20 protein-coding genes are annotated in these 19228 nt (G+C 70.5%); 11 read left to right on the top strand and 9 right to left on the bottom strand.

Features of this window, described 5'->3' with window-relative positions:
• Positions 1-71 precede the first annotated feature (71 nt).
• On the top strand, positions 72-2327 hold the full coding sequence (glgX, locus tag ABZ027_RS23865; protein WP_356771533.1) for a glycogen debranching protein GlgX: 2256 nt from the start codon (positions 72-74) through the stop codon (positions 2325-2327).
• A 122-nt stretch (positions 2328-2449) separates the two neighbouring features.
• Positions 2450-3865: a sulfatase-like hydrolase/transferase gene (locus ABZ027_RS23860; protein ID WP_356771531.1), complete on the top strand. Its 1416-nt coding sequence runs from the start codon at positions 2450-2452 to the stop codon at positions 3863-3865.
• Here the strand turns inward: ABZ027_RS23860 and ABZ027_RS23855 are convergent, their stop codons facing one another.
• The 4 genes from ABZ027_RS23855 to ABZ027_RS23840 are packed head-to-tail and all read right to left on the bottom strand — an operon-like array spanning position 3866 to position 7434.
• Positions 3866-4510, bottom strand: coding sequence for a response regulator transcription factor (locus ABZ027_RS23855; RefSeq protein ID WP_356771529.1), 645 nt, complete (start codon positions 4508-4510; stop codon positions 3866-3868).
• Positions 4503-5756, bottom strand: coding sequence for a sensor histidine kinase (locus ABZ027_RS23850; RefSeq protein ID WP_356771527.1), 1254 nt, complete (start codon positions 5754-5756; stop codon positions 4503-4505). Before ABZ027_RS23850 ends, ABZ027_RS23855 begins: the two co-directional genes overlap by 8 nt.
• 26 nt (positions 5757-5782) lie before the next feature.
• A complete protein-coding gene (locus ABZ027_RS23845) occupies positions 5783-6532 on the bottom strand; it encodes an ABC transporter permease (protein WP_356771525.1) in 750 nt (249 codons plus the stop codon).
• Positions 6529-7434 (bottom strand): ABC transporter ATP-binding protein, encoded by a 906-nt coding sequence (locus ABZ027_RS23840; RefSeq protein ID WP_356771523.1) that lies wholly within the window; start codon positions 7432-7434, stop codon positions 6529-6531. The genes ABZ027_RS23845 and ABZ027_RS23840 overlap by 4 nt, the downstream gene beginning before the upstream one ends.
• A gap of 234 nt (positions 7435-7668) precedes the next feature.
• Here ABZ027_RS23840 and ABZ027_RS23835 point away from each other — a divergent pair, with 234 nt between their 5' ends.
• From ABZ027_RS23835 to ABZ027_RS23825, 3 genes are all read left to right on the top strand, one after another.
• The gene (locus tag ABZ027_RS23835) at positions 7669-9456 is read left to right on the top strand and encodes an ABC transporter ATP-binding protein (RefSeq protein ID WP_356771521.1); all 1788 of its coding nucleotides are present in this window, start codon (positions 7669-7671) and stop codon (positions 9454-9456) included.
• Positions 9453-11306: an ABC transporter ATP-binding protein gene (locus tag ABZ027_RS23830; RefSeq protein ID WP_356771519.1), complete on the top strand. Its 1854-nt coding sequence runs from the start codon at positions 9453-9455 to the stop codon at positions 11304-11306. Before ABZ027_RS23835 ends, ABZ027_RS23830 begins: the two co-directional genes overlap by 4 nt.
• 118 nt (positions 11307-11424) lie before the next feature.
• On the top strand, positions 11425-12279 hold the full coding sequence (locus ABZ027_RS23825; protein WP_356771517.1) for a GNAT family N-acetyltransferase: 855 nt from the start codon (positions 11425-11427) through the stop codon (positions 12277-12279).
• 58 nt (positions 12280-12337) lie between these two features.
• On the opposite strand, the gene ABZ027_RS23820 is transcribed toward ABZ027_RS23825, so the two are convergent.
• From ABZ027_RS23820 to ABZ027_RS23810, 3 genes are all read right to left on the bottom strand, one after another.
• On the bottom strand, positions 12338-12889 hold the full coding sequence (locus ABZ027_RS23820; RefSeq protein WP_356771515.1) for an ISAs1 family transposase: 552 nt from the start codon (positions 12887-12889) through the stop codon (positions 12338-12340).
• The gene (locus tag ABZ027_RS23815) at positions 12841-13017 is read right to left on the bottom strand and encodes a transposase family protein (protein ID WP_356771513.1); all 177 of its coding nucleotides are present in this window, start codon (positions 13015-13017) and stop codon (positions 12841-12843) included. The genes ABZ027_RS23820 and ABZ027_RS23815 overlap by 49 nt, the downstream gene beginning before the upstream one ends.
• Positions 13018-13162: 145 nt before the next feature.
• Positions 13163-13747, bottom strand: coding sequence for a TetR/AcrR family transcriptional regulator (locus tag ABZ027_RS23810; protein WP_356771511.1), 585 nt, complete (start codon positions 13745-13747; stop codon positions 13163-13165).
• Positions 13748-13832: 85 nt separating this feature from the next.
• Here ABZ027_RS23810 and ABZ027_RS23805 point away from each other — a divergent pair, with 85 nt between their 5' ends.
• From ABZ027_RS23805 to ABZ027_RS23785, 5 genes are all read left to right on the top strand, one after another.
• Positions 13833-14774, top strand: coding sequence for an alpha/beta hydrolase (locus ABZ027_RS23805; protein WP_356771509.1), 942 nt, complete (start codon positions 13833-13835; stop codon positions 14772-14774).
• A gap of 21 nt (positions 14775-14795) precedes the next feature.
• Positions 14796-14939, top strand: coding sequence for a hypothetical protein (locus tag ABZ027_RS23800; RefSeq protein ID WP_356771507.1), 144 nt, complete (start codon positions 14796-14798; stop codon positions 14937-14939).
• A 94-nt stretch (positions 14940-15033) separates the two neighbouring features.
• The gene (locus ABZ027_RS23795; protein WP_356771505.1) at positions 15034-15405 is read left to right on the top strand and encodes an AQJ64_40280 family protein; all 372 of its coding nucleotides are present in this window, start codon (positions 15034-15036) and stop codon (positions 15403-15405) included.
• Between the two features lie 94 nt (positions 15406-15499).
• Positions 15500-15742, top strand: a complete 243-nt coding sequence (locus ABZ027_RS23790; protein ID WP_356771657.1) for a VTT domain-containing protein — start codon at positions 15500-15502, stop codon at positions 15740-15742.
• 24 nt (positions 15743-15766) lie between these two features.
• Entirely contained in the window at positions 15767-15958 is a 192-nt protein-coding gene (locus ABZ027_RS23785) for a hypothetical protein (RefSeq protein WP_356771503.1), read from the top strand.
• A 195-nt stretch (positions 15959-16153) separates the two neighbouring features.
• On the opposite strand, the gene ABZ027_RS23780 is transcribed toward ABZ027_RS23785, so the two are convergent.
• Complete coding sequence (locus ABZ027_RS23780; protein WP_356771501.1) at positions 16154-17530, bottom strand: IS1380 family transposase; 1377 nt, start codon at positions 17528-17530, stop codon at positions 16154-16156.
• Positions 17531-17682: 152 nt separating this feature from the next.
• Here ABZ027_RS23780 and ABZ027_RS23775 point away from each other — a divergent pair, with 152 nt between their 5' ends.
• The gene (locus tag ABZ027_RS23775; RefSeq protein ID WP_356771499.1) at positions 17683-18291 is read left to right on the top strand and encodes an NAD(P)-binding oxidoreductase; all 609 of its coding nucleotides are present in this window, start codon (positions 17683-17685) and stop codon (positions 18289-18291) included.
• On the opposite strand, the gene ABZ027_RS23770 is transcribed toward ABZ027_RS23775, so the two are convergent.
• Complete coding sequence (locus ABZ027_RS23770) at positions 18292-19191, bottom strand: LysR family transcriptional regulator (RefSeq protein WP_356771497.1); 900 nt, start codon at positions 19189-19191, stop codon at positions 18292-18294.
• Positions 19192-19228: the final 37 nt, after the last annotated feature.

Raw genomic sequence — 19228 nt, 5'->3', positions numbered from 1 at the left:
GAGAGGGTGCCACGACCGGGACGCCGTACGCTCTTTTCCCTGTCGTTCCACGAGCCGTGGGAGGCTGAACGGTGTCCAGCGCAGCCGAGCAGGAGGCGGTGGCCGAAGACGGCGCCGCCGTGGACGGGCGCCCCGCCGTCGTGAACGGCACGCACCGGCGCGCGGCGCCCGGTGTCCCCGTGTGGCCGGGCGCGCCGATGCCGCTGGGCGCCCGGTTCCGGGTGGGTCCGGACGGGGTGGCGGGGACCAATTTCGCGCTGTGGGCGGGTGGCGCGGAGGCGGTCGAGCTGTGCCTCTTCGACGAGCGGGGCAGGGAGACCCGCGCCCGGCTCTCCGAGCTCACCCACGAGATCTGGCACGGCTTCGTCCCCGGCGTGATGCCCGGCCAGCGCTACGGCTACCGGGTGCACGGCCGCTGGGATCCGTGGACCGGCGGCAGGTGGAACCCGGCGAAACTGCTCCTCGACCCGTACGCGCGCGCGGTGGACGGCGACTTCGGTCTGCCGCCGGAGGTGTACGGGCACGTCCGCGACTGGCCGCAGCAGCAGATCGCGGACACCGTGCGCGACGAGCGGGACTCGGCGCCGTACGTGCCCAAGGGCGTGGTCGTCCACGACGACGCCCTGGACGACGAGTGGATGGACGACCGGCGGCCGAAGACCCCGTGGGCGGACTCGGTGATCTACGAGCTGCATGTGCGGGGCTTCACCCGCCTGCACCCCGACATCCCTCAGGAGCTGCGCGGGACGTACGCGGGGCTGGCCCACCCGGCGGCGATCGAGCACCTCGTCAAGCTGGGCGTGACGGCCGTCGAACTGCTCCCGGTCCACCAGTTCGCGCACGAGGACCATCTGCTGCGCCGGGGCCTGAGGAACTACTGGGGCTACAACTCGATCGGCTACTTCGCCCCGCACGCGGGCTACGCCGCCTCCGGTACCACGGGTCAGCAGGTCGGCGAGTTCAGGCGGATGGTGCGGGCCCTGCACGCCGCCGGGATCGAGGTCATTCTCGACGTGGTCTACAACCACACGGCGGAGGCGGGTGAGCTGGGCCCGACGCTGTCCCTGAAGGGCATCGACAACCGGGGCTACTACCGGCTCCAGCCGGACGCCCGCCGGTACGCCGACTACACGGGCTGCGGCAACACCCTGCACGTCGTCCAGCCGCACGTGCTCCGGCTGATCACCGACTCGCTGCGGTACTGGGTGACGGAGATGGGCGTGGACGGCTTCCGTTTCGACCTGGCGGCGGCGCTGGCCCGCTCCATGCACGACGTCGACATGCTGTCCCCGTTCCTGGCCGTCATCGCGCAGGACCCGGTGCTGCGGCGGGTGAAGCTGATCGCCGAACCGTGGGACGTGGGGTCGGGCGGGTACCAGGTCGGGGCGTTTCCCCCGCTGTGGACGGAGTGGAACGACCGCTACCGCGACGCGGTCCGGGACTTCTGGCGGGGCGCGCTGCCGGACGTACGCGACCTCGGCTACCGGCTGTCGGGGTCGAGCGACCTGTACGCCTGGGGCGGTCGGCGCCCCTACGCCTCCATCAACTTCGTCACCGCCCACGACGGTTTCACCTTGCGGGACCTCGTGTCGTACGAGCGCAAGCACAACGAGGCCAACGGCGAGGGCAACCGGGATGGCACCGACGACAACCGGTCGTGGAACTGCGGTACGGAAGGGGCGACGGACGACGAGCGGATACGGGCGCTCAGGCGCCGCCAGCTGCGGAACCTCCTGACGACGCTGCTGTTGTCGACGGGGGTGCCGATGCTGGTCGCGGGCGACGAGCTGGGGCGCACCCAGCGCGGCAACAACAACGCGTACTGCCAGGACAACGAGATCAGCTGGGTCGACTGGGCGCTGCTGGAGGATCCCGCCTGGAAGGCCCTGTTCGACCTGACCGCCCGGCTGATCGACCTGCGCCACCGCCACCCGGTCCTGCGCCGCCGCGCCTTCTTCTCCGGGCGGGCCCACTCGGTGGACGGCCTGCGGGACCTGGCGTGGTTCACCTCGCGGGGCGCCGAGATGACCGAACGGGACTGGTACGCGCCGACCGCCACCCTCGGTATGTACCTCTCCGGCCGGGACATCCCCGGCCGCGACGAACGCGGCGCCGCGATCGTCGACGACAGTTTCCTCGCCGTCCTGCACGCGGGTGAGGACCCGCAGTCCTTCGTCCTGCCGGGGCCGCCGTGGGCGGAGCGCTACGAGGTGGTCGTCGACACGTCCAGGGAGGAACAGGGCGAGGACCCCGGGGTGGTGCATCGGGCGGGAGAGGCGATCACGGTGCCGGCGCGGGCGGTGCTGTTGCTGAGGGTGGTCGACTGAGGCACGTTTCAGCCTCGTGAACTCAGCACGGGATGCCTGGACCCTGGGGCCGGCGGGCTGATCACATGGAAGCCGCGCGCCGTGTGCTCCCCCCTTTTTCACCCCCGCACCAAGGACTCCGCATGCCCGAAATATCCCGTCGTACCTTCGGTGGGCTCGTCGGTGGCGGTGCGGTGACCGCCGTCGCCGGTACGGCCACCGCTGCCGAGGCCGCCGGCGCCTCGCCTGCCGAACGCCTCTTCACGGCACGCCCCGCCGCCTCCGGCAAGCGACCCAACCTCCTGGTCATCCTCGGGGACGACCTCGGCTGGGCCGACCTCTCCTCCTACGGCGCTCCGCACATCAAGACGCCGAACCTGGACCGGCTGGCTGGGCAGGGGGTGCGGTTCACCGACGCGTACTCCGGGTCGGCGACCTGCTCCCCGACCCGGTTCAGCCTGTACACCGGGCGCTATCCGGGCCGTACGCCCGGGGGCCTCGCCGAGCCCATCGCCAACACGTCGCAGGGGCTGGACCCGAACCACCCCACGCTCGCCTCCCTGCTGAAGAAGGCCGGGTACGCCACCGCCCTGATCGGCAAGTGGCACTGCGGCTGGCTGCCCGACTACAGCCCCACCAAGTCCGGCTGGGACGAGTTCTTCGGCAACCACGGGGGCGTGCTGGAGTACTACTCCAAGCTCGGCCAGCTCGGCGCCTACGACCTCTACGAGGGCGACGCCGAGTACAAGGACCTGCGCTACTACACCGAGGTCCTGACCGAGCGGGCCGTCGAGTACGTCGGCCGGGACCACGACAGTCCCTGGCTGCTGAACCTCAACTTCACCACCCCGCACTGGCCCTGGCTCGCGGAGGGCGACGAGGAGACCGGCGCCCAGATCGCGGCGAAGATCCGCGCCGCGAAGAGCCAGGCCGAGGTCAGCAGGGCGCTCAACCACTACGACGGCGGCTCGGTCGATAAGTACACGCAGATGGTGCAGAGCCTGGACGCGGCCGTCGGCGAGGTGCTCAGCGCGCTGCGGCGCTCCGGTCAGGAGGAGAACACGCTGGTGCTGTTCGCCAGCGACAACGGCGGCGAGCGCTGGTCGTACCAGTGGCCGCTCAGCGGCGAGAAGTTCGTGCTCCAGGAGGGCGGCATCCGAGTGCCCACGATCCTGCGCTGGCCCGCCCGCATCGACGGCCACCAGGTCAGCCACGAGCCGAACTTCTCCCCCGACTGGACGGCCACCCTGCTGGAGCTGGGCGGCGCCCGCCCCGACCCGGCGTACCCGCTGGACGGCACCAGCCTGGCCGGATACCTGCTGCGGGGCGAGGAGCTGCCCGAGCGGGACCTGTTCTGGCGGGTACGGGCCAACCGGGCCCTGCGGCGCGGGGACTGGAAGTACTACCAGGACGACGCCGGCCACGACCATCTCTACAACCTGGCCGCCGACCAACGCGAGCAGGCCGATCTCGCCCCGGACAAGCCCGAGTTGCTGGCCGAGCTCAAGACCGCCTGGGAGAAGACCGCGGCCGGGCTGCTGCCGTACCCCGCCTCCTGATCAGCCCAGGATTCCGCGGTCGTAGGCCGTGGCCACCGCCGCCGCCCGGTCCTTGACGCCCAACTTGGCGTACAGGTGGGTGAGATGGGTCTTCACGGTGGCCTCGCTGATGAACAGCTCGCGGGCGATCTCGCGGTTCGAGGTGCCCTTGGCGACCAGGGCCAGCACCTCGCGCTCACGGGCGGACAGCGGCTCGTTGCCGGGGGCGCGGGGCGTGCGGACCGCGGAGACCAGGCGGGAGGCGACCGCCGGGGACAGGACGGTACGGCCCTGTGCCGCCGCGCGGACGGCGGTGAAGAGCTCGTCGCGCGGGGCGTCCTTCAGGAGGTAGCCCGTCGCGCCCGCCTCGATCGCGGGCAGCGTGTCGGAGTCGGTGTCGTACGTGGTCAGGACGAGGACCTTGGCGCGGGCGCCCCGCCCGGTCAGCTCGGCGATCGCGTCGACTCCGCCGCCGCCCGGCATCCGCAGGTCCATGAGGATCACGTCGGGGTCGAGGGCGGTGGCCCGCTCCAGCGCCTCGACGCCGTTCGCCGCCTCGCCGAGGACCGTGAATCCGGGCGCCGACTCGAACATGCCGCGCAGGCCGTCCCGGACGACCGGATGGTCGTCGACGATCAGCAGGGAGATCAACACCGGGTCACTCATGGCGGACCAACGGTACGCGAGCCGACAGCGCGGTGCCGTTACCCGGCTCCGACTCGACGGTGAGGGAGCCGGCGACGCGTGCGGCGCGGGCCCGCATGCCGTCGAGGCCGAAGCCGCCGGTTCCGGTGCGCGGCGGGACGGCGAGCGGGTCGAAGCCCTCGCCGTCGTCGCGGATGTCGAGGATCACCTCGTCGCCCAGGTAGCTGAGGGTCACCCCGACCCGGGTGGCGGCCGCGTGCCGGGCGGCGTTGGAGAGGGCCTCCTGCACGATGCGCAGGAGTGTCGCCGCGACCTCCTCGTGCAGCTGTTCCACGGTGCCGGTGACGGTGAACTCGGCCCGCACGCCGACCCGTTCACCCCATGCGGCGACCGTCTTCTTGAGAGCCTCCGGCAGCCCGTCGTGCTCCAGGGCCACGGGAGTGAGGTTGTGGACGGAGCGGCGGGCCTCGCCCAGGCTGTGGCGGGCGAGATCGGATGCGCGCTCCAGGTGGGTTCGGGCGATGTCCAGGTCGGGGGCGTTCGCCACGACCTGGAGCTGGGCGATGATGCCGGTCAGGCCCTGGGCGAGGGTGTCGTGGATCTCGGCGGCGAGGCGGCGGCGCTCGTCGGCGACTCCGGCTTCCCTTGCCTGGACGAGGAGTTGGGCGTGCAGGGAGGCATTCTCGTCGAGGGCCTGTTGCAACGCCGCGTTGGTGCGTTCGAGTTCGGCGATGGTGGCGGCCTGGACGCGGGCGCGTTCGTCCTCCGTGGCGAACACGCGGTCGGAGACGGCGACCAGGACGACGGTGACCGCGAGGACCGCCCCGAACAGCAGCCACTGGGCCCGCCCGTTCGGTGGCAGTCCGCCGGACTGCGCGCCGGCCATGGTGACGGCGGTGGCGAACAGCCCGGCGCTGCGCAGCCGCCGCGGCAGCAGTCGGCGGGCGCCGAAGTAGCCGGTGAACGCGTAGAACGAGAAGAGCGGGTTGATCCAGGTGAGGGCGAAGGCGATGACCCAGCGGACCACGTAGTAGCAGACGCTCGTGCCGGACGGCCCGCTCGGCATGTCGGCGACGGTCCCCCACCACACCTGGAGCGCCAGTCCGGCGGCGACCAGGCCCCCGACCGCGTACCAGTCGCCCGGCCCCATGCCGACCATGCCCGCGGTCGGCACCGCGAGGACCGCGCCGACCAGCAACAGCACGTACGGGCCACGGCTGTTGACCACGGCCCACCGCCGCTCCACCCCCGCCACGTCCTGGTCCATGGGCCCAGTGTCGGGCACGCGCACGCTCACTCCCAGCGGAACCAGCGGCTCGCGGCGCCCGTGAGCAGCAGCGTCCACATCGCCAGCACGCCCAGGTGCCCCCACCCCGGCCAGTGGCCGGCCGCCGCCTGGCTCAGGGCCTCGGCCGCCGCGCCGAACGGGGTGTATCCGACGCACCGGGCCAGCGCGTCCGGCATGGTCTGCACCGGCGCCCACACGCCCGCGCAGAACATCGCCGGGAAGAACACGGCGGAGCCGATCGCGCCCGCGATCTTCGTGGTCCTGGACAGCGCGGAGACGACCGCGCCGAGCGCGAGGGCGGCCAGGATCGCCAGGACCAGGGCGACGGCGTATCCGAAGGGCTGTCGCGGCAGTCGTACGTCGAAGGCGAACCGGCCGACCGCGAGGGCGAGCAGCGCCGACGTCAGGGCGGCACCGCCGTAGACCAGCATCTGCGCGGACAGCAGGGCGGCGGGCCGGACCGGTGTGGTGGACATCCGGCGCAGGATGCCGCGCTCGCGGTAGCCGGTGAGGGTCTGCGGCATGGCCTGGAGACCGCCGACGATCATCCCGAGCAGCACGGCCACCGGGACGTAGATGTCGATGGTCCGCAGTCCGCCGAGGGACGGCTCGGGGTCCCGGAAGGACGGGGCGGAACCGAGGATCACCAGCAGCAGGGCCGGGAACCCCAGGATCCAGAAGAGCGCGCCGGGTTCACGGCGGAAGAGGCGGATCTCGGTTTTCAGTACGGCGGTGTCGACTACGGCCGCGCTCATGCAGCCGCCTCCTTCGTGAGGTCGAGGAACGCGTCGTCGAGCGTGGCGTCGGTGACGCGGAGCTGGTGGGCGGTGATGTGGGTGCGGGCCAGGAGGGTGATGACGGCGTTGACGGTCTCGTCGGTGCCGGACAGCGTGATCCGGCCGTCCAGCTGCTGGACCGAGGCGAGCTGGGGCAGCGCGTTCAGGTCACGGTCGTCCAGGGGCGCGGACGGGGTGAAGCTGACGACGGTGGCGCCGGCCGAGCGCCGGATCAGGCCGGACGGGCTGTCCAGCGCGACCACCCGCCCCTTGTCGATCACGGCGATCCGGTCGCACAGCCGCTGCGCCTCCTCCATGAAATGGGTGACCAGCAGGACGGTCACGCCACGCTCGCGGATGTCCTCGATCAGCTCCCAGGTGTCCCGGCGGGCACGGGGGTCGAGGCCGGTGGTCAGCTCGTCCAGGACGACGATTCTCGGATCGCCGATGAGGGCGAGCGCGATGAACAGGCGCTGCTTCTGGCCACCGGAGAGCCTGCCGAACCGGGTGGTGAGCTTGGCGGTCAGACCGAGGCGTTCGGCGAGCGGCCGCCAGTCGAGCGGGCGCGGGTAGAAAGCGGCGTACAGCTCCAGTGCCTCGCGGACCGTCAACTTGGCCTGCACCTCGCTCTGCTGGAGCTGGGCGCCCAGGACCTCGCGGGTGGCCCGGTGCTCGGCGACGGGGTCGAGGCCCGTCACCCGGACCCGGCCCGCGTCGGGGACCCGCAGTCCCTCGACGCACTCGACGGTGGTGGTCTTGCCGGCGCCGTTCGGGCCGAGGACGCCGAAGACCTCGCCCTCCTCGACGGCGAAGGAGACACCGTCGACGACGGCTCGGTCGCCGTAGGACTTGCGCAGGTCGGTGACTTCGATGACGGACATGGCACCAGCGTCCCGGCGAGCGGCCCGCGCGCACATCGGCCGTCGCGCTCGAAGCGGCATCAGCCGATCGGTTGATGCGATGCTACGACCCGCGCCATGACGTCGTCCGGCACGAGGTGGTGGGACACAGGTTGTACGACGCCTCGAACACGCAGGTCGTAGGACCAGCGGCCGACCCTGGTCCGGCCAAAACTCGGTGGGCGTTGTCAGTGCCGGTCCGTAGGCTCCCTGTTGATGGCCACGACACCTGTGATGACACCTGCAATCACCAAGGACCGCTCCGCCGTACGAACCCTGCTGCGGCTGTGGCCGTACGTCCGGCCCGTGCGGGCGCGGCTGCTGACCGCCGCGTTCGTCGCGGTGCTCGCCTCCTGCACGGGGCTGGTGATCCCGCTCGTCCTGAAGTGGCTGGTGGACGGGCCGGTCGCCGACGGGGACGGGGCGGGCGTGTGGCTCGGGGCGTTGTACCTGCTGCTGCTCGGGCTCACGGAGGCGCTGCTGTTCGGGCTGCGGCGGTGGCTGGTGGCGCGGCCGTTGTCCCATGTCGAGGCGGAGATGCGGGCGGACCTGTACCGGCGTCTGCAACGGCTGCCGGTCGCCTTCCACGACCGGTGGGCGTCGGGGCAGTTGCTGTCCCGGGGCACCACCGATCTGATGCTGCTGCGGATGTTCCTCGCCTTTCCGCTGACGTTCCTGCTGGTCAACGGCGTGACGATCGTCGTCGGTGTGGTGATCATGCTGGTGCAGGACTGGTCGCTGGGCCTGGTGATCCTGGTTCCGGCCATCCCGGTGATGGTGACGTGCGTGGTCTTCGAGAAGCGGTACGCGCTGGTGGCGCGGCGCGCGCAGGACCAGGTGGGCGACCTGACGACGGTCGTCGAGGAGAGCGTGCTCGGCATCCGCATCATCAAGGGGTTCGGGCGGCACCGCAGCCAGGCACGGGCGTTCCGTGAGCTGTCCCGGACCCTGCGCGGGACCGAGCTGCGCAAGGCGGGTCTCCTCGCGACCATCTGGGGCGTCATCGTGACGCTGCCGGAGCTGGCCATCGGGGCGGCGCTGGTGCTGGGCGCCGTGCAGGTGGCGGATGGGGAGCTGTCGGCGGGGACGCTGGTCGCCTTCCTGTCCACGGCCCTCGCGCTGCGCTGGCCGGTGGACTCGATCGGGTTCCTGCTGGCGATGAGTCAGGAGGCGGCGACGGCGACCGAGCGGTACTTCGAGGTGATGGACGAGGAGCCGGAGTCGAAGGGCGGCACCGGCGGGACGCCCGCCGAGGACAGCGGCCTGCGCTTCCACCACGTCCGCTTCCGCTACCCCGACGCCCCCGAGGACTCCCCGCCCATCCTGGACGGCGTGGACCTCCACATCCGCCCCGGCGAGTCCATGGCCCTGGTGGGCGCGACCGGAAGCGGCAAGACCACCCTCACCGCCCTGGTCCCCCGCCTGCACGAGGTGACATCGGGCCGGATCACCCTGGACGGGCAGGACATCACCGCCATGTCCCGCCAGGAGCTCCGCTCCAGGGTCGCCGTGGCCTTCGAGGAACCCACCCTCTTCTCCGCCGCCGTGAGCGAGAACGTCCTCATGGGCGCCGGGGCCGGCGCGGGAACGGTCGAGCTGGAGCGTGCCCTCGGCGTGGCGCAGGCCGACTTCGTGCACCGCCTCCCGCAGGGCACCGACACCCAGGTCGGCGAGCAGGGCCACAGCCTCTCCGGCGGCCAGCGGCAGCGCCTCGCGCTGGCCCGGGCGGTCGTGGGTCGGCCCGACTTCCTGGTACTGGACGACCCGCTGTCCGCCCTCGACGTCCACACCGAGGCCGCGGTGGAGGCCGCCCTGCGGGACGTCCTCGCCGACACCACCGCCCTCATCGTGGCGCACCGCCCGTCGACGGTCCTGCTCGCCGACCGTGTCGCGCTGCTGTCCGGCGGCCGGATCACCGCCGTCGGCACCCATCACGAACTGCTGCGCTCCAACGCCGAGTACGCCCATCTGATGGCCGGCACCGACGAGGAGGACGGCCGATGACGACGACCACGACCACCGCACCGGACAAGAGGCGACCGGCCGGGGAACCCCCCGATTCGGGGGACGTCTTCGACCATGACGTCCTGCCCGCTCCCCCGGGCGCCACCGCCACCCTGCTGCGTTCCCTGCTGGCCCCGTTGCGGGCCCGGGTCGCCTTCACGACGCTGCTCCTGCTGCTCCAGCAGGCGGCGGTGCAGGTGGGGCCGCTGCTGGTGGCGTACGCCATCGACCGCGCGGTGCCGGCGTTCCGGGACCACGACAACGGCCCGCTGGTCGCCGTGGCCGTCGGCTACCTGCTGTGCGCGCTGGCCTCCGGGGGGCTCCAGTACGCGTTCATCATCGCCTCCGCCCGCGTCAACCAGGACGTACTGCTGGACCTGCGCGGCCGGATCTTCCGGCACGCGCAGGCGCTGAGCATCGACTTCCACGAGCGCTACACCTCGGGCCGGCTCATCTCCCGTTCCACCACGGACGTGGAGTCGCTGCGTGAACTCCTCAGCGAGGGGCTGCAGGAGCTGATCACCGTCATCCTCTCCTTCGTCTACATCTCGGCCCTGCTGCTCTGGCTGGACCTGGGGCTCGGCGCGGTCGCGGTGGCGTCCTTCGTGCCGCTGTACCTCCTGGTACGGACGTACCGGCGGCGTGCGGCGCTGGTGTACGGGAAGCGGTCCACGGCGATCGCCGCCGTGATCGTGAAGTTCGTCGAGACGATGAACGGCATCCGTCCGGTGCGCGCGTTCCGCCGCGAGGCCGCCAACGACGCCGACTTCGCGGGCCTCAACAAGCGTCACGAGCACATCAACGGGGACGCGCTGCTCGAGATGGCCCGCTACGTCGTCGGCTCCCGGCTGGTCGCGAACACGGCCGTCGCGCTGATCGTGCTGTGGGGCGCCCAGCGGGTGGCGGACGGTTCGCTGGAGCTGGGGGTGCTGGCAGCGGCGGTGCTGTACCTGCGGCGGCTGTACGACCCGATCGACCGGCTCGGCATGTTCCTGAACTCGTACCAGTCGGCGGCGGCCTCGCTGGAGAAGATCGCGGGACTGCTGGCCCAGACGCCGTCCGTGCCCGAGCCGCAAACACCCAGGGAGCTTCCGCCGCTCGAGTCCGAACTCCCCGGCCGTGAGGCGGTCTTCGACGGTGTCCGGTTCGCCTACCGCACCGGCGGCGAGGTGCTGCCCACCTTCGAACTGACGCTGCCGGCCGGGCAGACGGTCGCGGTCGTCGGCTCGACCGGCGCGGGCAAGTCGACGCTGGCCAAGCTGCTCGCCCGCTTCTACGACCCCTCCGAGGGCCGGGTCCTGCTCGACGGCGTCGACCTGCGCGAGCTGTCCGTGCCCGAGCTGCGGCGCGGGGTGGTCATGGTGACGCAGGAGGCGTTCCTGTTCTCCGGCACAGTCGCCGAGAACGTCGCGATCGGGCGGCCGGACGCCACCCGTGACGACATCGAGCGGGCCGCGAAGGCGATCGGCGCGCACGAGTTCATCAGCGCCCTGCCCGACGGCTACGACACGGACGTCCGCAAGCGGGGCGGCCGTATCTCCGCCGGTCAGCGCCAACTCGTCGCGTTCGCCCGGGCGTTGCTCGCCGATCCGGCGGTGCTGATCCTGGACGAGGCGACCAGCTCGCTCGACATCCCGGGCGAACGGGCGGTGCAGCGGGCGATGGCGACGGTACTGAAGAGACGTACGGCGGTCGTGATCGCGCACCGGCTGTCGACGGTCGAGATCGCCGACCGGGTCCTGGTCATGGAGCACGGCCGCATCGTCGAGGACGGCACCCCGGCCGAACTCGTCGCGGGCACCGGCCGCTTCGCGGACCTGCACCGGGCGTGGCGGGACAGTCTGGCGTGATCTTCCGCAGTCCAGGATCCGCGGCTTCGGTCTGGAGTGGGTGTCCCCGTCCGATGCGGACAGGAGGTCAGTTCGTCACAGCCGATGAGGAGACAAGCCGGATGAATACCCTGCTGGGATGCCCCGCATGAGCAACTCGCTGCGTGCTCGCATCGAGCAGTACTACGCCACCGTGCCCCTGCTGTTCGCCGAGGCTGAAGACTTCGGTCCGTTACGGCTGTTCGTGCGAAGGAAACCAGGCACCCCGTATTACGGCGGCCCCGGGCATGCACAACCCACCGCAGAGGGAGCCTCGGCCGTGACCGCGGCTGACATCGCCCGGGCGCGGGCGCGGCAGCGCGAACTCGGCGTTCCAGAGGCATTCGAGTGGCTCGCCGAGATCGCGCCGGGCCTGCGTGCTCGTATCGAGGCCGCCGACCTGCCAGTGTCCGAACGCCCGCTGATGGTCATCGATCCACACCACCCGGTTACGCACAACCCGGTGCCGGACGGCGTGAAACTCCACGTGCTGACGGCCGACGACCCCGCACTGCCCGCAGCCCTCGCCCTGCCCCGCCTTGCTTTCGCCGAGCAGGGCACCGCCGTCGGATCGGCGGGCCACAAAGAACTGTCAGTGGTGGCCGACGAGTTGACCAAGGACGGCACCGTGACATCGATCCGCCCCACGATCCGCGCCGGGCACAAGACGATCATCGCTGCCCTTGCCCCTGACGGCACCCCGCTGGCCACCGGCCACTACCACCCAGCGCACGGCACCACCGAGATCGGCGGCATCGGCACCCTCCCCACCGCCCGCCGCCAGGGCCTGGCAGCAGCCATCACCACGGCCCTGGTCAACCACGCTCGCGACCACGGGGTGAGCACCATCTTCCTCGCCTACGCGGAAGACACCGTCGCGCGCATGTACGCACGCCTGGGCTTCCGCCCCGCGGACAGCACCCTTCTGATCGCCAACCAACCAACGCGGTCGTAGGTCCGCACCAGCACGGGCCGCGCGCAACCGCGGCTCACCCAAACGGCGCGGGGAACACTCACCCGCCCAGGGGCGATGCGTTCTCAAGCTGTGAGTCCGAGCGTGGCGGTTGCGTGCTGGGGGCCTGACCGGTAGTAATCGACTGCGGCGGCGATGTCGGTCCAGCCTGCTTGGCGCATGAGTCCGATAGCCAGGTTCCGCAGCGTGGCCATGGCGCGGGGTGCGGTGCCGGTGCGCACTCGCGAGGCGTCCTCGCTATGGGTGACGTCTCTGACGTGGTGCAGGGCCTCAACCTCCTTCGGCCGTGCCCGGCCGCGGTGGTGCGGGCCCGCAGCGGGATCTCCCGCCAGGGCAGGCGCCGCAACTGCTTGCGCAGCTTCTTCTGGTTTCCCTTGACGACCATGAGGTAGTGGCCGCCGGCGGTGATGACGTGCTCGGCGTGGGTCCGCTGGGTGTGCATCGCATCGGCGGTGACGGCGACGCCGCTCAGGTCGAGCCGGTCCAGCAGCGGGGCGAAGGCGGGGATCTCGTTGCTTTTCGCGGCGACTTGACGCTGGGCGATCACGGTCTGGCAGCCGTGCAGCGCGGCGGCGAGCAGGTGGACGGCCATGCCGTGAAGCGGGCGATGGTGGCCAGGGACCTGGCTCCGCCGAGCACGGCGACCAGGCACAGCGCGAGCAGGGAGCCCAGGTGGTAGCGACGGCCGTGGACCCGGCGGGGATCGGGTGTCCGGCTCAACGTCTCCGCCAGGGAGGTGAACTGCGGCGGTTCCGGATCCGGGCAGGCGGAGTCGATGCGGTGCAGTGGCGCTGCAGGACGCCGATCAGGGAGGGCGGCACGCGAACGCGACCCCTGTCCTGATCAAAGGCTTCGAGAACCTTGATCATCGGCGCAGCGACCGCGCGAGCGCGTCGACGGTCACACCGACGATCGCCCGGAGTTGCTCCGGGCTCGACCCGGCCCTACCCATCACCGCGAGAGACTGGTTCACGGCCGCTACGTGTACGGCGAAGTCGTCGGCGTTCTCGTCGGACATTCCGCCGGCCTTCAGCGCGGTGCGCAGGCGCGGGCGCTGTAGGCCGAACAACTCTTTCACATGCTCTGCGACGCTTGGGCTCAGCGCCGGACTCGCCATGACCGACTGGGCCATCAGGCATCCGTCGGGCACGGCGGGGTCGGCGATGCGCCCCAGGGTGACATCGAAGAACGCACGGACGGCGGCGACGGGATCCTCGGCCGCACACAAGAGGGCGGCGTCGAACTTGTCGCCGTAGCGCGTGGCGTAGCGATCCAGGCAGCGAAGGAAGAGCGCGTCCTTGTCGCCGAGCGAGGAGTAGATCGAGCTGCGGTTCAGGCCGGTCGCCCGGGACAGGTCGTCGAGCGAGGTGTCGGCGTAGCCGGAGCGCCAGAACTGGATCATCGCGGCGTCGAGCACCGTGTCCATGTCGAACTGCTTCTTGCCTGCCATGCAGCCCATCCTCCCATCTTGGACTGATCAGTTCAAGAAGTGCTAGCGTCGAATCACGGTCCACCCGCCTCGATGGAGGATTCCCATGACCAACCCCGTCCCCGCCCTGCCCCTGCATGACCTGGCCGGATTCACGCACCGCTGGGTCGACGCCGACGGCGTCCGCCTGCACGCCGTCGAAGGCGGTCGGCCGGACGGGCCGGCCGTCGTCCTGCTCACCGGGTTCCCGCAGACGTGGTGGGCCTGGCGAAAGGTCATGCCTGCTCTCGCCGATCGGTTCCGGGTCATAGCGATCGACCGGCCGGGCCAAGGCAATTCCGAGCATCCGGAGCTCAGCTACGACACGCACACGGTCGCCGCGCACATCCAGGCCGCTGTGAACGCTCTCGGCGTGCGGGACTACTGGCTCGCCGGGCACGACATCGGCGCCTGGGTCGCCTTCTCCCTCGCCCTGAACTACGAGAGCCGACTGCACGGGGTCGCGCTGCTCGACGCCGGAATTCCCGGTATCACCATGCCGGAAGCGATCCCTCTCGACCCGACTCTGGCGTTCAAGACCTGGCACTTCGCGTTCCACGTGGTGCCCGATCTTCCCGAGACGCTGATAGCCGGCCGCGAGCGGGAGTACATCAGCTGGTTCCTGAAGACCAAGTCCCTCGCGCCCGACGCGTTCGAGGAAGCAGAGCTCGACCACTACGGCGCGGCCCTCGCCGTCGATGGCGGCCTGCGCGCCGGCCTCGCCTACTACCGCGATGCCGCCGAGTCCGCGCGCAAGAACCACGCGGCGCTCGAGCAACGGCGACTGACCGCGCCCGTCCTCGGAATCTCCAGCAGCCACGGCTCGATCCCGGACATGGCGGCCTCCATCAGCCCGTGGGCCGAGAACGTGACCGGCACCATCGTGCCCGACGCCGGTCACTACATCCCCGAGGAGCAGCCCGAGGTCGTCGCCGCCGCCCTCACCGACTTCTTCAGCGGCCGTTACCGACCTTCAAAGCGTGGTGTCGTAGGGGCTGACGGCTCGTGATCCCTGCGGTACGCCGCCTGTATGAGGTACGCGCAGGGTGGTGGACTCACGGACGAACGGCGGGCCTTCCGGGAGAAGTTGCGGTTGGAGGCGGCCGAGCGGTTCCAAAGCGGGGACGAGAACGTGATCATCGCCCAGGTCGTCGGTGAAGCAGGGTTGGGGTGATCTCAGGGGCGTGCTGGGGGACATCCCCGATGCGGCGAGCCACGAGTTCGGGTGGACTGGCACTCACCTACGCCTCTCGACCAGAAAGCAAAGCGTGCATACGACAGTCGAATGGATCCGAGCCGACGAGCGACTCCCCTACGACGGTGCCGGCATCCTCGCAGCCGTGACCGGTCGCTATCCGGGTGAGCAGGAGGATGACCCCGACTCGCTCTCCGGTCAGGAGTTCTGGCTGGTACTCCCCATGTACTTCCGTCGCATCCATCCGGTGGAGGAAACCGGGGAGATCATCGAGAACTGCTTTTACGACTCCGACGGCGTGGTCCGCTTCCCCGTCGGTGGGCCGCCGTGCGAGGAAGTGGTCACGCACTGGGCCGAAATGCCGAGCCTTCCCGGCATGGACGTACAGCGCATCTACGGCAAGGACGTAGGCCGCGCGCTTCGCGCCCTGCCCTACCATTACTGACCATGAGCGCGTGACATCGTCGTGGTGGTTTGCGTAGGCCGGTGCCGGTGAGGCAGCCGTCGAAGACGTCGCCGGGGCAACCGGGCAGACGAACATCATGCTGGTCATCGCCGCTACGACGGTCGGCGCCTTTCTCGGCGACCTCGTTCCCTACTCCATCGGCCAGTTGATGGGGGAACGCGCGTTGAAGCACCTACCGGTCGGCACCAAGCGCCGGAAGGCGTACGACTGGTTCGAGCGCGAACTCGAATTACGCGGCGGCTTCATACTCGTCTCCACGCGATTCATTCCGGTCGGACGCTATCTCGCCACGGGAACAGCGGGGGTGGTGAGATAGCCGCTGCGCAATTTCATGGCGTACGTGGCGCTTTCCACCTTTACATGGAGTGCCTATACCGCGCTGTCGGGATACCTCGGTGGCGTCTTCTTCCAGGAGAACACGCTCCTCGTTGTCGCCGTCGCCGTCGGCGTGGGACTCGCGTTCGCGGTGACCGGCGCGGTGGAGTTCTCGCGATATCTTCGGCCCCGCAAGCATTCGATTGCGTCTGAGTAAATCATCAAGTCAGATCTTTGCACTTGATGTTAACCTCGATCTTTCTCGACGGTCCGCCGACGGAGTCGGCGGACCGGTTCGCTTTCTTTGAGGGGTCGCAGGCAGGTCAGGGGCCCGAGTGTCGCGCCGGGTGGGCGCCGGGTTCCACTGCCCGGGCTGTGATGCTGATGCTCGCAGGGACGAGGAAGCTGCTGGTCAGCCTGGGTTGGGGAGGAGGGCGAGCCGGGCCAGCGCTGCGGTGATGTCGTCGGTCCAGGGCCAGTGGCGGGCCAGGCGGAGGATCCGCCGACGGCCCGTGGTGACGAGTTGGGCGGCTGCGGTGAACAGGCGGAACCGCAGGCGGCGGGGCTCCCAGAGCCGGGCCTTGCCGGTCAGGGTGAGCATGGGCATCCAAGCCAGCAGGTCGAGAGCGATCTGGACGATCTCCAGCCAGACCTTGTTCTGGGCCGTGTCGTGGAGGGGGAGGTTGCGCAGGCCGGTGGCCCGGGCGGCCCGGATGCGGTCTTCCGCGCGAGCCCGCAGCCGGTGACGAAGCTCGAGTTCGGCGATCGGCCGGCCGGGGGTGTTGGTCGCGAAACAGGTGAGCCGCATGCCGTCGGCATCCGTGAACCTCAACTGGGCTCCGGGATGCGGCCGTTCCCTGCGGACGATCAGCCGCGTGCCCGGCGGCCAGCCGTCCAGGACGCCGCCGGCCAGTTCGGCGACCCAGGCCCCGTCCCTCACCTCGCCGCTGGTCTCGATGGCCGGTGTCCAGGCCGGTTCGGGGATCTTCAGCACGTGCTGGTGGATGGCCTCGGTGATCGTCATTCCGACGGAATAGGACAGCCACCGGCCTCGCCGGGCAAGCCATGACACGAACGCGTGGGTGCCGCCGGCTGAGTCCGTGCGGATCAGGGTTTGCCGTCCGCGTCGGTATTTCCTGGGCAGTTGGGCCAGGGCGAGGCGGGTGGCGGTGATGTGGTCGGCGGCCGTGTTGGATCCCGCGTTCCCGGGCCGCAGCAGGGCTGCAACCGGTTCGCCGGTGCCGCCCGGGCCGTGGTCCACGAAGCCCATCAGCGGATGGTGGCCGTAGGTCTTTTTCCAGGTCGCCGTCGCGTCCTGTTTGTCGGAGTGGGCGAGGACCAGGACGCCGTCCAGATCGACCGTCACCTCACCTCCCTGGTCGGGGGCGTTGTCGCCGGCCAACGACCAGATGCGGGAGCGGACTTCGGCCCGGGCCCGGTGGATGACCTGCAGTGCCTTCTCGCCGGAGGTGGCGAGGGTGTCGATCAGGCGGGAGACGGTCGGGTCGGAGGCGACCGGGCCGAAGACGTCCGGCTCGGACCGCAGCGCGGCGATGTCGGCGAGGCAGTCCCCGCCGAGAGCGACCGCCAGCGCGAGGTCCAGGAGGATCTTGCCGGGATCGTGGACGGCCCGCGGCTTCCGCCAGGGCGCAAGCGCGGCGGATATCGCCTGGTCAAGCCCACTCTTGCGGACTGTTTCGACGAGCAGGACCGAACCGGCCTGCGAGACGACGTGGCGGCCGTCGCCCCGGACACGTACATGCGGGTACGACCCGATACTCTTCTTCACCTGAGGAGTGCAGCTTTCCTGATGACGAACAGGACCCTAGACAAGTCCCATCGTCCCAGGTCAGAGGCACTCCTCGCTCATTTGATCAGCCATCGGACAGCCCACCTCGTGAAAGCGCGAGGTTAAATGAGGAACTCCCTAGCGTTCTCGGCATGAACCTCACCGTGCTCGCGGCCTCCGGCCAGACCGGAATCGCCCTCACCCGACAGGCACTGCGACGTGGTCACACCGTGACCGCCATCGCGCGTGATCCCGAGCGGATCGCCCTGCCCGACTCCCCGAACCTGCGCAAAGTGGCGGGAGACGTGACCGACGCGGCCGGTATCGCCGCCGTCGTGGACAGACATTCCGTGGTCCTTTCCGCGCTCGGTACGGACCGGGCCGGGATTCTCCTGACCGGTGCCCGGGCCGTCGTCGCCGCCGGCCCACGGCGCGTCATCTGGCTCGGCGCCTACGGCACAGGCAAGTCGGCCGAAGTGGCGGGTCCGGGCGCGGGCGTCCTCGCCGAGGTGCTGGGCGACCGGCTCGCGGACAAGGTCGAAGCCGACAACACCGTTCTCGCGGCCGGGGGCACCGTCTTCCACGCCGGGATGCTCGCCGACGGGCCGGAAAGCCCCCGTCGGCGCACGGTCGGTCTAAAGGCGGCGCCTCCCTTCGACCTCGGTGCGAAGGTCAGCCGGGAAACCGTCGCCGCGGCGATGCTCGACGAAGCCGAGGCTCCCGGCTTTCCCGGCGCCGTTGCTCTGCCCCTGGCGGAGTAGTCAGCAGGCGGTGAGCTCCTCGATCGAAGCCCGGACCTGCTCGCGGAGCCAGGCGTGGGCGGGGTCGGAGTCGTAGCGCTGGTGCCAGTTGCAGTTGATCGTCGCCACCGGGGACTCGATCGGCAGCGGCCGGGTGAGGAGCCCGAACGCCTCGATGAGCGGACCGCCGAGGATCGCCGTGCAGCTGACCAGTGCGTCGCTCCGGGCGGCGATCTGCAGGGCGGTGGACACCGTCGCCACCGCCGCGACCACCCGGCGCCTGAGGCCTTCGGTGGCCAGCGCGTCGTCGATCGGCGCGGCGAGGCGGCCACGCCGGGAGATCACCACATGCGGCTGCGCCGCGTAGGCGGCCAGGTCGAGTCCGGCGGCGCAAGGGTGGCCCGCGCGCATCGCCACGACGAGCCGGTCGTCGCCGAGCCGCTCGGAGCGGAACTCGGGCAAACTCGGCCTACCGCCACCGAGTTCCAGATCGACGCGGCCGTGGCGCAGGTCGTCGGTGTCGACGGAGTTCTCCGCAAGCACCCGCAACTGCACCCCGGGAGCCCGCTGTTGGATCCTCCCGACCAGTACGGGGAGCAGTGACGCGGCCACCGCGTCGTGACACCGGATCGTGAAGGTGCGATCCATCTCGGCCGGGTCCAGCTCACGGATCGGCGAGAGCACTTCGTGCGCCTGCCTGACCAGCCGGTGCACGTCCTCCCGCACCGACACCGCGTACGGGGTGGGAGCCATCGAGTGGCCGGTGCGCACCAGGATGTCGTCCCCGGTGACGGCGCGAAGCCGGCCGAGGGTGCGGCTGACCGCGGGCGAGGACAGGTGCAGCCGCTCGGCCGCACCCATCACGCTGCCCTCTTCGAGCAGGGCGTCCAGCACGGTCAGCAGATTCAAGTCCAGTTGCATACAAGTAAATCCTCACAAGACACAGATCCACTTCGAT

This window comes from Streptomyces sp. NPDC006332 (assembly GCF_040612855.1).
Classification (GTDB): Bacteria; Actinomycetota; Actinomycetes; order Streptomycetales; family Streptomycetaceae; genus Streptomyces.
The sequence above is the reverse complement of the archived record's forward strand: the minus strand, read 5'-3'. Positions and strand labels throughout refer to the sequence as shown.